At 52.8% G+C, this 13,646-nt stretch carries 18 protein-coding genes; 11 read left to right on the forward strand and 7 right to left on the reverse strand.

Annotation, left to right across the window (positions count from 1 at the left end):
* Position 1: 1 nt before the first annotated feature.
* Positions 2 to 535, reverse strand: coding sequence for a winged helix DNA-binding protein (locus B9Z51_RS02720; protein WP_108371553.1), 534 nt, complete (start codon positions 533 to 535; stop codon positions 2 to 4).
* Between the two features lie 207 nt (positions 536 to 742).
* Between B9Z51_RS02720 and B9Z51_RS02725 the strand changes: the two genes are divergently transcribed.
* The 10 genes from B9Z51_RS02725 to B9Z51_RS02770 all read left to right on the forward strand — a co-directional run bounded on the left by B9Z51_RS02725 (position 743) and on the right by B9Z51_RS02770 (position 8,759).
* Positions 743 to 1,720, forward strand: coding sequence for a TRAP transporter substrate-binding protein (locus B9Z51_RS02725; RefSeq protein ID WP_108371555.1), 978 nt, complete (start codon positions 743 to 745; stop codon positions 1,718 to 1,720).
* A 6-nt stretch (positions 1,721 to 1,726) separates the two neighbouring features.
* Positions 1,727 to 2,293 carry a TRAP transporter small permease gene (locus B9Z51_RS02730; RefSeq protein WP_108371557.1) on the forward strand — a complete coding sequence of 189 codons (567 nt, stop codon included), beginning with the start codon at positions 1,727 to 1,729 and terminating at the stop codon, positions 2,291 to 2,293.
* On the forward strand, positions 2,293 to 3,603 hold the full coding sequence (locus B9Z51_RS02735) for a TRAP transporter large permease (protein WP_108371558.1): 1,311 nt from the start codon (positions 2,293 to 2,295) through the stop codon (positions 3,601 to 3,603). Before B9Z51_RS02730 ends, B9Z51_RS02735 begins: the two co-directional genes overlap by 1 nt.
* Positions 3,604 to 3,663: 60 nt before the next feature.
* Positions 3,664 to 4,680 (forward strand): recombination-associated protein RdgC, encoded by a 1,017-nt coding sequence (locus B9Z51_RS02740; RefSeq protein ID WP_108371560.1) that lies wholly within the window; start codon positions 3,664 to 3,666, stop codon positions 4,678 to 4,680.
* 21 nt (positions 4,681 to 4,701) lie between these two features.
* Positions 4,702 to 5,094: a fluoride efflux transporter CrcB gene (gene crcB / locus B9Z51_RS02745; RefSeq protein ID WP_108371562.1), complete on the forward strand. Its 393-nt coding sequence runs from the start codon at positions 4,702 to 4,704 to the stop codon at positions 5,092 to 5,094.
* Between the two features lie 422 nt (positions 5,095 to 5,516).
* Complete coding sequence (locus B9Z51_RS18355; RefSeq protein WP_158272808.1) at positions 5,517 to 5,675, forward strand: hypothetical protein; 159 nt, start codon at positions 5,517 to 5,519, stop codon at positions 5,673 to 5,675.
* 24 nt (positions 5,676 to 5,699) lie between these two features.
* A complete protein-coding gene (locus B9Z51_RS02755) occupies positions 5,700 to 6,170 on the forward strand; it encodes a hypothetical protein (protein ID WP_108371566.1) in 471 nt (156 codons plus the stop codon).
* Between the two features lie 30 nt (positions 6,171 to 6,200).
* The gene (locus B9Z51_RS02760) at positions 6,201 to 6,995 is read left to right on the forward strand and encodes a hypothetical protein (RefSeq protein WP_108371568.1); all 795 of its coding nucleotides are present in this window, start codon (positions 6,201 to 6,203) and stop codon (positions 6,993 to 6,995) included.
* A gap of 158 nt (positions 6,996 to 7,153) precedes the next feature.
* Positions 7,154 to 7,420, forward strand: coding sequence for a helix-turn-helix domain-containing protein (locus B9Z51_RS02765; RefSeq protein WP_108371570.1), 267 nt, complete (start codon positions 7,154 to 7,156; stop codon positions 7,418 to 7,420).
* A gap of 1 nt (position 7,421) precedes the next feature.
* Positions 7,422 to 8,759, forward strand: coding sequence for a type II toxin-antitoxin system HipA family toxin (locus B9Z51_RS02770; protein ID WP_108371572.1), 1,338 nt, complete (start codon positions 7,422 to 7,424; stop codon positions 8,757 to 8,759).
* Positions 8,760 to 8,858: 99 nt separating this feature from the next.
* Here B9Z51_RS02770 and B9Z51_RS02775 read toward each other — a convergent pair whose 3' ends face one another.
* On the reverse strand, positions 8,859 to 9,107 hold the full coding sequence (locus tag B9Z51_RS02775; protein WP_108371574.1) for a CopG family antitoxin: 249 nt from the start codon (positions 9,105 to 9,107) through the stop codon (positions 8,859 to 8,861).
* A 112-nt stretch (positions 9,108 to 9,219) separates the two neighbouring features.
* Positions 9,220 to 9,462, reverse strand: a complete 243-nt coding sequence (locus tag B9Z51_RS19055; protein WP_108371576.1) for a lecithin retinol acyltransferase family protein — start codon at positions 9,460 to 9,462, stop codon at positions 9,220 to 9,222.
* A gap of 26 nt (positions 9,463 to 9,488) precedes the next feature.
* On the opposite strand from B9Z51_RS19055, the gene B9Z51_RS02785 reads away from it, so the two are divergent.
* Positions 9,489 to 10,388: a type II toxin-antitoxin system HipA family toxin gene (locus tag B9Z51_RS02785; protein WP_108371578.1), complete on the forward strand. Its 900-nt coding sequence runs from the start codon at positions 9,489 to 9,491 to the stop codon at positions 10,386 to 10,388.
* Between the two features lie 187 nt (positions 10,389 to 10,575).
* On the opposite strand, the gene B9Z51_RS02790 is transcribed toward B9Z51_RS02785, so the two are convergent.
* The 4 genes from B9Z51_RS02790 to B9Z51_RS18140 all read right to left on the reverse strand — a co-directional run bounded on the left by B9Z51_RS02790 (position 10,576) and on the right by B9Z51_RS18140 (position 13,645).
* Positions 10,576 to 11,160 carry an HAD-IA family hydrolase gene (locus B9Z51_RS02790; protein WP_108371579.1) on the reverse strand — a complete coding sequence of 195 codons (585 nt, stop codon included), beginning with the start codon at positions 11,158 to 11,160 and terminating at the stop codon, positions 10,576 to 10,578.
* A 94-nt stretch (positions 11,161 to 11,254) separates the two neighbouring features.
* Positions 11,255 to 11,842: a histidine phosphatase family protein gene (locus tag B9Z51_RS18135; protein ID WP_146187679.1), complete on the reverse strand. Its 588-nt coding sequence runs from the start codon at positions 11,840 to 11,842 to the stop codon at positions 11,255 to 11,257.
* Entirely contained in the window at positions 11,832 to 12,416 is a 585-nt protein-coding gene (locus B9Z51_RS02795) for an SIS domain-containing protein (protein WP_108371581.1), read from the reverse strand. Before B9Z51_RS02795 ends, B9Z51_RS18135 begins: the two co-directional genes overlap by 11 nt.
* A complete protein-coding gene (locus B9Z51_RS18140; protein WP_146187680.1) occupies positions 12,413 to 13,645 on the reverse strand; it encodes a DUF6270 domain-containing protein in 1,233 nt (410 codons plus the stop codon). Before B9Z51_RS18140 ends, B9Z51_RS02795 begins: the two co-directional genes overlap by 4 nt.
* Position 13,646 lies beyond the last annotated feature (1 nt).

Here is a 13,646-nt window from a genome sequence, read left to right on the forward strand (position 1 = left end):
TTCACAATGATGCGGCGGCACGCGCCGCCTGGTCGTACATGCCCGACAACACACGCAGCAATCGGGCCAACTCGCCAATATCGCGGTTCAGACCATCGTCGGCCTTGAGGGCGTCAATCAGGCAGTTTTCGCGGATTTCGCGGTAGCGCTGCACAAACTGACGGCCACTGTCGGTGGCGGCGTAAGTCACGTCCTTGCCGTTCTTTTGCGAAGCCACCACACCCAGGCCCTGCAGCTTTTTAAGGGCGTAGTTCACCAGGTGCGTGTCTTCTATGTTCATGATGAAACAGATGTCGGCCAGGCGCTTGTCGCGGGCGCGGTGCGTGACGTGGTGCAACACCAGCACGTCCAGGGGCGTCAGGTCTTTGAGGCCCGCCGCGCTCATGCAGTGCACGATCCAGCGGTGAAAGGCGTTGCCTGCCACGATCAGGCCAAACTCGAACTCGCTCATCTCGGCGCTGTCGGCAGACACCAGATGGGCCGAAGACACGATGGGGCTGGCGGGTTTGGGTGAGGCTGGATGTTTGCTGGGCATGGGCACGCGCTTTCTGGGCAATCGAGAGAAAGTCTATTCGCCATCATGACAATTTGCCAACAATTTGTTGACATTAAGGGAAATCACCAATCCCAAGCCCCGCCAACTTGCCTACAGTGAACAACTGTTCAATGCACCACACGCGTGCTCATTTCAGGCACAGCATTTGCAGTGCTTCATGGCTTGGTCCCCTACTCAGGAGTTTTCATGAAACGTCGCGCCCTTCACCTCAGCCTGCTGGCTGGCTTGCTCGCTGTCTCCGGTTTTGTCTCGGCCCAGACCAAGTGGGACCTGCCCGCCGCTTACCCGTCCAGCAACTTCCATTCACTGAACCTGGCCCAGTTCGCCACCGATGTGGACAAAGCCTCCGGCGGCAAGCTCAAGATCACGGTGCACGCCAATGCGTCGCTCTTCAAAGCCCCCGAAATCAAGCGCGCCGTTCAGGGCGGTCAGGCCCAGGCCGGAGAAATCTTGCTGGCCAACTTCAGCAACGAGTGGCCGATTTACGCGGCCGATGGCTTGCCCTTTTTGGCCGACAGCTACGACGAAGGCATGAAGCTCTACAAGGCTCAAAAGCCCGTGATGGAGAAGAAGCTGGCCGAACAAGGCATGGTGCTGCTGTACTCGGTGGCCTGGCCACCTCAAGGCATCTACAGCAAGAAAGCCATCAACAGTGCGGCTGACCTCAAGGGCATCAAATGGCGCTCCTACAGCCCATCGACCGCCCGCATCGCCGAGCTGGTGGGCGCGCAGCCTGTTACGGTGCAGGCGGCCGAGTTCACCCAGGCCTTGGCCACGGGCGTGGTCGAGTCGACCATGACGTCGGGTGCCACAGGCGTGGACAGCAAGCTCTACGAACACCTCAAGTACTACTACGACGTGCAAGCCTGGTTGCCCAAAAATTCGGTGATCGCCAACAAGAAGGCCTTTGACGCACTCGACAAGCCCACACAAGACGCGCTCATGAAAGCCGCAGCAGATGCAGAAACCCGAGGCTGGAGCGAGTCGCGCAAAGTCAACGACACGACACTCGCCACCCTCAAGGCCAATGGCATGACCGTGACAGCCCCGTCCGCCCAACTCAAGGCCGACATGAAGAAAGTCGGTGACACCATGCTCAAGGAGTGGCTGGAGAAATCTGGCGCCGAAGGCAAGGCCTTGGTCGACGCCTACAACCACAAGTAAGTCCACATGAACACCAGCAGCACAGGCAGCGCCAGTTTGGGCAGGCGCTTTTTGGACGGTTTGTACCTCTTGGGGGGCAACCTCGCCGCCCTGTGCGTGCTGGCCATTTTGGTCTTGATGATCGCCGCGTCCGTGGGGCGCGTGTTCGAGTGGCGCGTCTCCTGGGTCAACGACATCGTGGCCTGGCTGTGCGCGGCCGCGGCCTTTTTGGGCATGGCTTACAGCTTTCGCAACGGCGACTTTGTGCGGGTGACGCTGGTGCTCGAATCGGTGTCTGCGCCCGTGCGCCGCTGGCTGGAGCTGATCTCGCTGGCGGTGGCCGCAGTGGCCATTGGCTACCTGGGCTACTGGGCCGCACGCTTCACTTGGGAGAGCTACGAGTTCAACGACATCGCAGGCAACATGGTGGCGATCCCGATCTGGATCCCGCAAATGAGCTTTGTGATCGGCTCGGCCATTTTGGTGATCGCCGTGCTCGACGAATGCGTGTGCGTGTTCCGAGGCGGCAAGCCCAGCTATGTGGCGCGTGTCGAAGAGCGGCACGCCCGTGGTGATTTTTCCGAGGAGATGTGATGGGCCTGCTTGAAATCGGAGGCCTGCTCCTCTTTTTGATGCTGCTGATGCTCAGCGGCGGCGTGTGGATCGCCATGACACTGGCGATTGTGGGCTGGGTCGGTCAGGCATTTTTCACGAACACCCTGCCCGGCAAAAACTTGTTTTCCTCATTCTGGGAAACCTCGGCCAGTTGGGAACTCGCTGCCCTGCCCATGTTCATCTGGATGGGCGAAATTTTGTACCGCACCAAGCTGTCCGAGCAGATGTTCGACGGCCTGTCGCCCTGGTTGTCCAAAGTGCCGGGCCGCCTGATGCACACCACCATTTTGGGTTGCGGCATTTTTGGCTCGGTTTCAGGCTCATCGGCCGCCACCTGCGCCACGATCGCCAAAGTGGCCCTGCCCGAACTCGAAAAACGCGGCTACGACCGCAACATCGCGCTGGGCTCTTTGGCCGCTGCAGGCGGCTTAGGCATTTTGATTCCGCCGTCCATCACCATGGTGGTGTACGCCGTGGCGGCTGACGCCAGCGTGATCCGTCTGTTTCTGGCTGGCTTTTTGCCCGGCTTTTTGCTCATGGGGCTGTTCTCGGGTTACATCATCTGGTGGAGCCTGCGCAACCCCGACAAAGTGCCCCCCGCCGAAGCGCCCACCACCTTCTTGGAAAAAATGCGGCGCTCGGGCAGTTTGATACCTTGCTCTTTGCTGATCGTGTTCATCGTCTGGGTGCTGGTGGCCGGCATTGCCACCGCCACCGAATGCGCGGCCTATGGCGTGCTGGGGTCGCTGGCCATTGCCGCCGCAGGGCGCAGCCTGACCTGGGAGAACTTCTGGCAAGGCCTGGTGGGCGCCACGCGTGTGAGCTGCATGATCATGTTCATCCTGGCGGGCGCAGCCTTCTTGACCAAGACCATGGCGTTTACCGGCATCCCACGCGAGCTGGCCGAGTTTGTGCACAGCATGAACCTCTCGCCCTTTGGCCTGATTGGCGTGCTGGTGGTGGTGTATCTGATTTTGGGCACGGCGCTCGACGGCATCTCGATGATCGTGCTCACCAGCGCGGTGGTACTGCCCATGATCCAGAAGGCCGGGTTCGACCTGGTCTGGTTCGGCATCTTCATCATCATGCTGGTCGAGATCGCTGAAATCACGCCGCCTGTGGGCTTCAACCTGTTCGTGTTGCAAAACATGACCGGCATCGACAGCAACCGCATCGCACGCGTCACCCTGCCCTTTTTCGCCTGCATGATCGTGGGCATTGGGCTGATCACGGTGTTCCCGTCCATCGTGACCATCGTGCCCGACATGCTGATGGGTGTGGCCAAGTAAAACAGCACCCCACTCCGGTAAGATGCCGCGCTGGCCTGACAAGGCATGAAAGAGTGACAGATGTTCAAAAATGTGATGGTTTACCGCATCGGTGAGGGTTTTGCCCCCACGCTCGCCGATGTGCAAGCGGCGCTGGAGCCGACCCAATTCGTTGAATGCGGCGCCAGCCAGGAAAAGTCCGTGGGCTGGATTCCCCCACGCGGTGAAGCCCATGGCCCACTGGTCGAGTCGGTAGGCGGTCAATGGATTTTGAAGCTGATGATCGAATCCAAGGCCGTGCCCGGCAACGTGGTGCGCCGCAAGGCTGACGAACGCATCGCCGAAATCGAAGCGGCCACCGGCCGCAAACCTGGCAAAAAAGAAAAGCGCGACCTCATGGACGACGTCCTGCTGTCGCTGCTGCCCCAGGCCTTTGCCCGCCAATCCACCGTGATCGTGTGGATGGATCTGGAAAACCGCCGCCTGGTGCTCAATTCGGGCAGCCAGGGCAAGGCCGACGAGGCCGTCTCGGCCCTGATGAACGTGCTGGCGGGCTTGTCGGTCTCGCTGATCCAGACCGTGACCTCGCCCCAAGCCGCCATGACCCAATGGCTGCTGGCCCCGACCGAAGACGAATGGCCAGCCGACCTGACCGTAGAACGCGAAACCGTGCTCAAGTCCACAGGCGAAGACGCCGCCAGCGTGCGCTTTACCCGCCACCACCTGGCCAACGACGACGTGCGCAAGCATGTGATGGAAGGCAAGCTGCCCACACAGCTGGCGCTCAGCTGGGACGGCCGCGTGGCCTTTGTGCTGACCGAAACCCTGCAGCTGAAAAAAGTGCAGTTCCTCGACGGTGTGATGGACGAATCGGGCACCGACAAGAACGAAGACCGTTTCGACGCAGACGTGGCCCTGTCCACCGGCTTGCTCGGGCCGCTGATCGACAGCCTGATCGAGGCTTTGGGTGGTGAGATGGAAATCGGTGCAGCAGCGGCCCCGGCCACGGCTGGAACTCCAGCACTGACCTCCTCCCCGGCAGTTGCCCACACGGATGCGTCCTCCACAGCGGTGGACGACGACGACCCGCCTTTTTGAAGCTGCTGACTGAGAACCTCCATGCTTGCCGTAATCGCCATTTGCCTGGGCGCCTGTGTCGGCGCGCTGGCCCGCTGGCAACTGGGCCTGTGGCTCAACCCCAACCCCGCCAGCAGCGGCCTGCTGCCCTGGGGCACCTTGGCGGCCAACCTGATCGGCGGCTATCTGGTGGGCCTGTGCGTTGGGGTGTTTCAGCAACTGCCTGAGCTGGACCCGGTCTGGCGACTGGCTTTGGTCACCGGCTTTCTGGGCGCCCTGACCACGTTTTCCAGCTTTTCCGCCGAAGTCGTCGGCATGCTGCAACAAGGCCGTTTTGCACTGGCCCTGGGCACGGCCGCCCTGCACCTGCTGGGATCGCTCACACTGACCGTGCTGGGCCTGCAAACCGCCGCACTGTGGCTCAGCCGCAGCTGAACGGCATCTCAAGTTCCGTCAAACACCTGAAGCTCCGCCCTACAAAGATGCCATGCAATTGCAGGTCGGCGGCTTCAGCCCCGACATGTAGCCTGTGCCAGAGCCAGAGCCAGAGCCAGAGCCAGCGTTGTCGGAGCTGAAGCTCCGACCTACGAAGGCAAGGCCTTGTAGGAGCCAGCAGCCCTGCTGGCGATGCGGCGCCTGTGCACCATTGGCTTTTCGCTTGCAGGGCAAGCTCCTCCAAAACCTGTTGTAGCGCTGATGGACCATGAGCCTCTTCAAGCACCTGGTTTTTTGAATACCGTCTGATCCAAACGGCTTGCATCAATCTGCAAATAAATTTTCTGCCACCTCAAAACCGACACACCTTGTCGCGGGAGATTTCTAGAATTTTCAGACCACCTCGCACCCGGAAAACTGACATGCACAAAATCTTGATCCGCATCGTTGTCGTTGTGACAGCTTTGCACCTGACCTGGATTTTGCTGCTCGTCTTCCTGGCCGTACTGCGACTGCTTTTGCCCTGGATATTCATGGCAGGACTGGTCTATCTGGCATGGCGCGTTGTGGCACAAGCCTGAAATTCATTCACCCGAGGAGCCACCATGAACACCCCACACACCCACAGCGCAGCCATCGTCCAGCCATCCACCCGCACGAGCCTGCCCGCCAACAGCTTTGAAGAACGCATGGCATGGCTGGATGCCGCTCCAGTCACCACCAGCGTGGACCTCCTGAGCGCACACATCTGCCCCGAGGACATCGCCACCGCAGAACAGGCACTCCAGCAAGCCAATCTCCGTTATTGGCAACACGTCCGCCAGTCACTGAGCACCTCCACCCAGCGCATCAAAAGCAGCCAGGCATTCACGCCCAAAGAAGTCCTGTTCAATTTTCTGGGCGTGCTCAAGGACGACGAGATGTGGGACAGCCTGCAAGCGCGGCAAGACCAAATACAAAAAGACTTCGACCAAGACGAGGCGCAAACCGATCGCCTCCAAGCCCAGATTGACCAATGGGAAGCACGCCTGGAAAAGCTCCAGCCGCTGCAAGCCGCATCCTCTGCTGCGCACTGATACATCGCATACATCAAAGATGGGAGAACCATGACACATCACCAACACCCACCCCAAAAACGCCTGCTGCTGACCGCCACCGTGTGCACCCTGCTGGCAAGCAGCAGTACAGCCCTGCATGCAGAAACCATCGACGGCGTCCTTGAAAAAGGCGCCACATGGTCGTCCCTGTTCACCGTCAGTGGCGAATCGGGCGACAGCATCGGCCAGATTTTTCGCAACCAATCAGCCCTGGGCAAAACCATTTTGGCCCACTGCCTACAGGGCATGCCCTGCCAAATCGAGCAAGGCCAACGGCGCCCCCTGGAGGGCCAGGTTCCGCAAAAGTTCAGCAGCCAGGCCATGGGCTGGTACGACATCACGGCCGGGCGCAACCCACGCATGACCTCAGCCATTTACAACACCCGCCAAGCGGTCGGCACACGCCAAGGGCCGCTGGTCATTGCCGAAGACAACACCTTGCGCCTGCGCGGCAAACCCATCTTGCCCCATGTGCAAGGCAACAACTTCCTGAGCATCGTCATGGACTACAGCATCGGCAACCAGGACGTGATCTTGCTGCAAAACACCGGCGGCAGCGCCTGCCCGGCGCTCTACCAGTTCATCATCGTGCAAGCAGGCAGCGTCAAAGCCACACCCGACTTTGGCAGCTGCTCGGACATCATTTACCCCCGCTGGGACGGCCAGCACACCATCACCATCGACATGCTCGGCTACTCCGGCCCCATGGGCTCGGAAAAAGAACAACGCCAAGCCGCCATGAGCAAAGAAACCTACCGCTACGCACAAGGCCGCGTCATGTTCCAGGGCAAGGAAATCAAGTAATTTGAAGCATGGGCAATGTGAGCCGCCGCATGTGAGGGCTATGCGGCGCACCCATTTGCAAGCAAACTGGTGCATCACATACTTAGCTGGAATCAGGCTATTTTCAAATTAGCTCAAATACAGCTATGATGCAAATATCTGCTTAACAGCTAAAACTGATGTCACCACTACCCCCACAAATTCTCATTTCTGGTGATCAACTGGGTCATCTTTTGCGCAGCACGCGCAAAAGTTTGAAGTTGTCGCAAACAGCGATTGCAAACCGTTTGAACTTGAGTCAAAACCGTGTTTCCTATCTGGAGCTCCATCCCGACACATTGAGCTTTTCTCAACTTCTGGCTTGGTGCTCAGCGCTGGGGCTTGATCTGAGGTTGGGGGCCCGTGACACGGCGACTGCATTGGACAGTGATTCTGCGGAGTGGTGACATGGGGCGCAAATCGGGCAGTCAAACTTTAGGACTTTGGGCAAACGGCGAACGCATGGGTCGCTGGACAGTGACGGCGCGCGGCGACATGGAACTGCAATATGACGATGCCTGGGTCCGGTCCCCACGAGGCAGACCCATATCGCTGTCTTTGCCATTCACCCCGTTTAATGAGGCGATCAAGGGTGATGCGGTTGCTCATTACTTTGAAAATCTTCTGCCCGACAGCGACAGCATCCGAAAACGGGTGGCCATCCGGTTCAAAACGGGATCTATTGCCGCGTTTGATTTGTTGCGAGCCATCGGGCGCGACTGTGTGGGTGCTGTACAGCTTCTTGATGAATCTGAAGTTCCGCACAATGTAGACAAGGTTGAGGCCGTGCCCGTTGATGATGCTGCGATTGAGCGTCACTTAAAGAGTGTTGTCACGCCGCATGCCTCGGATGCAGCTTTTGAAGCTGATGATGACTTCCGGATTTCCTTAGCGGGCGCACAAGAAAAAGATGCTTACCTGTGGTGGAACAATGCATGGCATAAACCTCGCGGGTCGACACCCACCACACATATCTTCAAACTTGCGCTGGGCTTGGTGGGCGGCAGGCAGGCTGACTTCAGCACATCGGTCGACAACGAATGGCTGTGCTTGCGCTTGCTCAAGGCTTATGGCTTGCCAGCAGCCTCGGCAGAAATTGCCAGCTTTGGCTCGCAACGTGTACTTGTGGTCGAACGGTTTGACCGCAGGCTTGTCGAAGGCCAACTTTTTAGACTCCCCCAAGAAGATTTCTGCCAGGCAACGGGGACTTCTGCGTTGATCAAGTATGAAAATGAGGGCGGACCTGGCTTGCGCAAAATTTTCTCGCTCCTTGCACAATCTCGCGCACCGGAATTGGACATGCGCACATTGATGGCGGCCCAAATTTTGTTTTGGCTTCTTCGGGCGCCGGACGGTCATGGCAAAAATTTCAGCATCCATCTTTTGCCCGGCGGGGCATTTCAGCTCACACCTTTGTATGACGTGATGTCGGCCTATCCCGTCATTGGAAATGGCCCCAATCTGTGGTCCGGTCGGGAAGTGAAATTGGCCATGGCTTTGCTTGGCAAAAACAAGCATTACCAAATGGCCAGCATTCAGCGCAGGCATTTCAACAGCACGGCCAAGCAAGTTGGATGGGGTCCTGATGCCGAGGCCATCATGGAAGACTTGATTGCCAAGACACCGCAGGCAATGGCCTCGGTTCAACGCGATCTACCGCCCGGATTTTCGCAAGTGGTGTTGGATCGTATTCTGGGTGGTTTGGAACAAGCGGTGGCTCAGTTAGCGTCTATGCCCGCTCAGTGATCAGACAAGGCGAGCACAACAACGCCGCCGCCACTGACCCTCAACAATCCCACACCCGCCACTGACTTGCATCCATGTGCTTTTGGCAACGGTGGGAAGTCAAGATGACTGTGCCAAGTCGTTTTCCAAGAGCATACGCACATACCTGGTGTAAGGCATTCCCTTCGCCTTGGCTCGGACTTTGAGCCCCTGCAAAAGTGCTTCAGGCAGGCGCAAATGAAGTGCGGCAGACTTAGGCGCAAAATCAAAGCGCATGGGTTTGAACTGCGAAAAATCGAGATCTGAGAGGTCTTGCTCCAAGAATGCCTCAGCTTCCTGATCAGTTTTGAGAACTGGAACTTTCTTCATAACGAACTACCTCCTTGTCATGCATGTATCGTTCACTGATTGGGCGAATGATATGCTGGCCATCATGAACGGCTCTGACAGCAAAAGCGACAAACCATTTTCTCCCCCTCCTTCACCGATCCCAAACCCGCCACTGACTTGCATCCATGTGCTTTTGGCACCGGTACTTGAGCAGCCGCAAAAAATTGTCCGAGTTTTCAAAATCACCCGTGACACAGCCCGATGAAAACTGGTGGCAGTTGTCCATGATCACGTTGTAGTCACGCCAGCTCCCCACCTGCGCCAGGGCACGCTGGGCAATGTGACGCCCGCCCTGCGGGGTGGCGTTTTCATCGCACGATACATAAATGCTGATCGCTGGATTGAAGCCCCCACCGCGCCATGGGTGCGCTCAACTTTGAACCTTCCAGCGATGACCCGCACACCCCCGTCGATTGGGCGCTGCAAGAACTCGCACAAGAAGTGCAAAACGTTGTGCAAGGACAAGACGGCGAAACACTCCAACAGCTCATCACCCTGGGCGGCTCACCCCAAGGCGCACGCCCCAAAGCCCTGGTGCAATACGAACCCGACACGGGCCGCATGAGTACCCTGGCCAGCGCCCTTGGCCAAGCGTGGATGGTCAAATTTCCGGCTGCAAACGAACACCCTGAAGTCTGCGCACTGGAACACGTTTATGCCGAAATGGCCCGTCTGTGCGGCATCGACATGCCACCCACACGGTACTTTGAATTGGCCCATTCACTGGCCGCATTTGCCGTACAGCGCTTTGACCGCGCAGGCCCCAAGCGCATCCCCATGCACACCTTGGCCGGAGCCCTGCATGCGGACTACCGCATCCCCAGTTGCGACTACCTCACCTTGCTGCGCATGACACGCCTCATGACACGCAGCGAGCTCGAAGTCCTCAAAGCCTTTCGCCGCTGCGTCTTCAATGTCGTCTTCCATAACCGCGACGACCACACCAAAAACTTCTCTTACCTGCTCAACCCGCAAGGCCACTGGCAACTGGCCCCCGGCTACGACCTGACCTATTGCGAAGGCCCACGCGGCGAACACCAAATGGACATCGAAGGCGAAGGCCTCACCCCCACCCGAACACACCTCCTGCGCCTGGCCGACAAAGCCGGGCTGCACGCCCCGACATGCCAAGGACTGATGTCGGACATTTGCACGCAAGCCAGCCAATTCCAAGCACTGGCCATGCAACACCCCATCCGCAAAGATACGGTGAAGCGGATTGCACAAGTCATTCAAAGCCACATCCAGCGGCTGAGCTGAATCGCTTGGGCATCGGATGCAGCTCAGCGACCCCAGCCCTTCGACTTCGACACGAAAACGCCGCTAGCGGTGCATGATTTCATTCGAAACTAATTCAAAATTTCCATAAGAACAGGCTCAATTGGGCCTCCGGTTCGGGCTAACTGATGTTCATCAGTCGCCGACGTTGAACAGTTGCGCATCTTCTTTACAAGAGGAAATGAGATAAGTATTTCTCCAATTTTTCAGATGAAAAATATAAATGTGCATTAATACCTATATCCTGCGCTACTTCAATGTTACGCACATCATCATCAATAAAGTATATATCCTCTGGCAATGAACGCTCAATATCAATAATTCTTTTAAATATCTCTGGATTTGGCTTCTTAACTCCCATTAAGTGAGACGAATAGACAAAGTCAAATATAGAATAGTTACCGAGACGGAGATGCTCTCTAAAATGACTTTCTATTGTGTTTGTACAGCAAACAACCCTATGCCCTCTTATTTTTAATTCATTTATAAGAAAAATTATAGAATTATCAACCTCTGGCTTATAAAGCTCCTTGAAAAGGTCTTCACTTATTTCAATATTTGAATTATGTGAAAAATTTGACCAATATTCTTCGGGACTAATTAAACCTAAGCTTAAATTTTGGTATGTATTTCCCCCATCAGAATCAAGTTGAAATATATAAAAGTCATCCAAACCAATACAAAGTTTTGTACAAATATTTTTCATACAAGATGAATTTGTTACAACACCGGCCATATCAAAGATAAAAAGCATAAAATTAATTTACATCCAATTAAAGCTGAACTTGTGATTCAAAAAAATATATTATTCAAAAATGCGATAACCCAGTTCAAATGATGAAATTCTTTCACTTGCATACCAATACGAAACCATCTAAAAAAGGTACCCAGTCATTATTTCCTGGATCGTAATTTCTTAATCCCAAAGCATAACCGAGTGCGGCAATTGTTCCTGACTGCGAAACAAACAATGAAATTTTTGATTCCATGGTAGTTTTTTCGAGAAATTTTGAGAGCTCTATACACAGCTCATCAGTGGTTCTAAGGGCATCATAATTTTTACCATTTTTCCATTGGGTATACATCGCACGCGCGCCATGCTCATTGAATATTTCTAGATACCTCTTATTGTTCCTAACTTGAACACCCGGCTGACCAAGAAATGAAGTTATCGTAATATCACTTTCGCACCCCTCTGAGATTTTAAAATTTAGTATCTCCGCAGTTTGAACGCAGCGCAATTCTGGGCTGGAATAAATCTTTATCGGAAGTTTAAATTTCCTAAGACTTAGCCCTAATTGTTCAGAGGCTATTTTAGCCTGTTGGGTTATCAACGCCGGGCCGCCCGCAAGAAGATCTTTTTCTCCATGTCTTATAAAGACAACCAGCCTAGAAGAATCATTGGCCAGGAACCTCGCTATTTCATTAACAATCACGGCAAAATTCTTTATTTGAAAGATTCAATACATGTGTTATTAAATGGTTGAAAAGCAAATGTATGTCCTCCGAAATTTGCATGTTATCAATCGGAACATTGAGGTGTATATCTGCAAATTTCATTATTTCACCTCCATCATAACCAGTCATTGCAACTATATTAGCTTGTACTGATTTTGCATAAACAACAGCATTTATAATATTTCTTGAGTTCCCACTCCCTGAAATAGCAATAACAAGATCACCATTATTTATTATACCCTGCAGTTGCCTTACGTAAATCAAATCATAAGAATAGTCATTTGCTATTGCTGTAATGGTTGCCACATTGTCTGAAAGGCAGTGAATATTTATTCTCTTACCCTTTAACTGGTAGACCGTATTTCCTAGGTCACTTTGAATATGAGAAGCAGTAGACGAAGATCCACCGTTACCCATGACATAAATACTTCGCCCATTCGACACAGCCAACTCTATTTCATTAATAACCCTAACCAATTCACTTACATCAATACGTCTTAACGTATTTATAAAGGCTAAGAAATAATCTTCTGCTAATTTCTTGTAAATCATCTTCTCTCCTTAAAAATAAATCGTGTCATTTTTTCAAAAATTTCCTTATAAAATTCTGACTGATAATGTGAAGGTGATGAACCGCCGGCTATTGGCGAGTTGACATCACTAATCCAGTTTGTAGACCTCATATCAATGTATTTCGCATCAGGGAATTCCTCTAGAAAAATTGAGTCATATACATCCCAATTATTATTAGTATTTTTAACCCAATTAATTTTTGTTTGCCAAATTTCAGAATTTGTTTTAAATTTCGACAGTCTCCCACCGACAAGGATAACTCTTTTTTCCAGGTTCAATTCGTGAAGGATAGAATATAAAATTCTTACGGCTTCACGATATTTATCTATGTGCTTCAATTCACCAGGAGTAAAAATTTTTTTGTTAGAGAATTTATGTTTAAAAATCGAATCAGCAAAATATTTGTTATAGGTTATAAAGCAATTTTCTTTCATTTCTATTGCTTCGAGAGTAGAGTCAGAATAGTTGTCGATCACTATATAGTCAATACTGGCTAAAAATATGCGCTCTTTAATGTTTTTCAGAAATTCAACTTCGATATAACGAAAAACCTTATCACTCATTAAATCAGCAGTTAAAGAATATTCAGGATCTTCAAAACAACTACTCATCAGTGAAATTATGGAGTTGTGGAAAAAAGTAAGCGGAACTAAAAAAAGATTTTTATAGCCTGGATTAAAATACTCCTCGCTTCGGAACATACTTCGAGAAAAGCAGGATCCGATGACAGCGATCGTGACAGGGCTTATTTTTGATTCAGATCTTTCAAAACCGTTTGAGGAGCAGCGCGAACTTAAATAGTCAAGATTCGCCGCCCAAATCGATTTAGCTTTTTTTCTTATGAATAATAGCAGTGCACCATTCTTTTCTTTTAAAAAAAACTCGGTATTCTCCCCTTGCATATATGGTGAGTAACTATTTTGCACAACGTAATGGAGCCTATCAGTATTATTTCCTAATGATAGTTTCAGGGATGCATGCGAAAAGAGATGAGGCAACTGACTACAATTAAAGCTATAAACACCAAAGTCAGTTTTTTCTAAATCATATACTTCAGGTATATGTTTGTTATCGTTTTCGAACCATGCCTTAAATCCAGATTTTTCAAAATAAAAATTAATTTTATCTTTTTCGATCGTAACTTTGAGAAGAGTTATTATATCTTCTGTAATGTGTGCATCTAGAGAAAAAACACTTCCGTTTGTCATA

It is taken from the genome of Limnohabitans sp. T6-5 (assembly GCF_003063315.1).
GTDB lineage: Bacteria > Pseudomonadota > Gammaproteobacteria > Burkholderiales > Burkholderiaceae_C > Limnohabitans_A.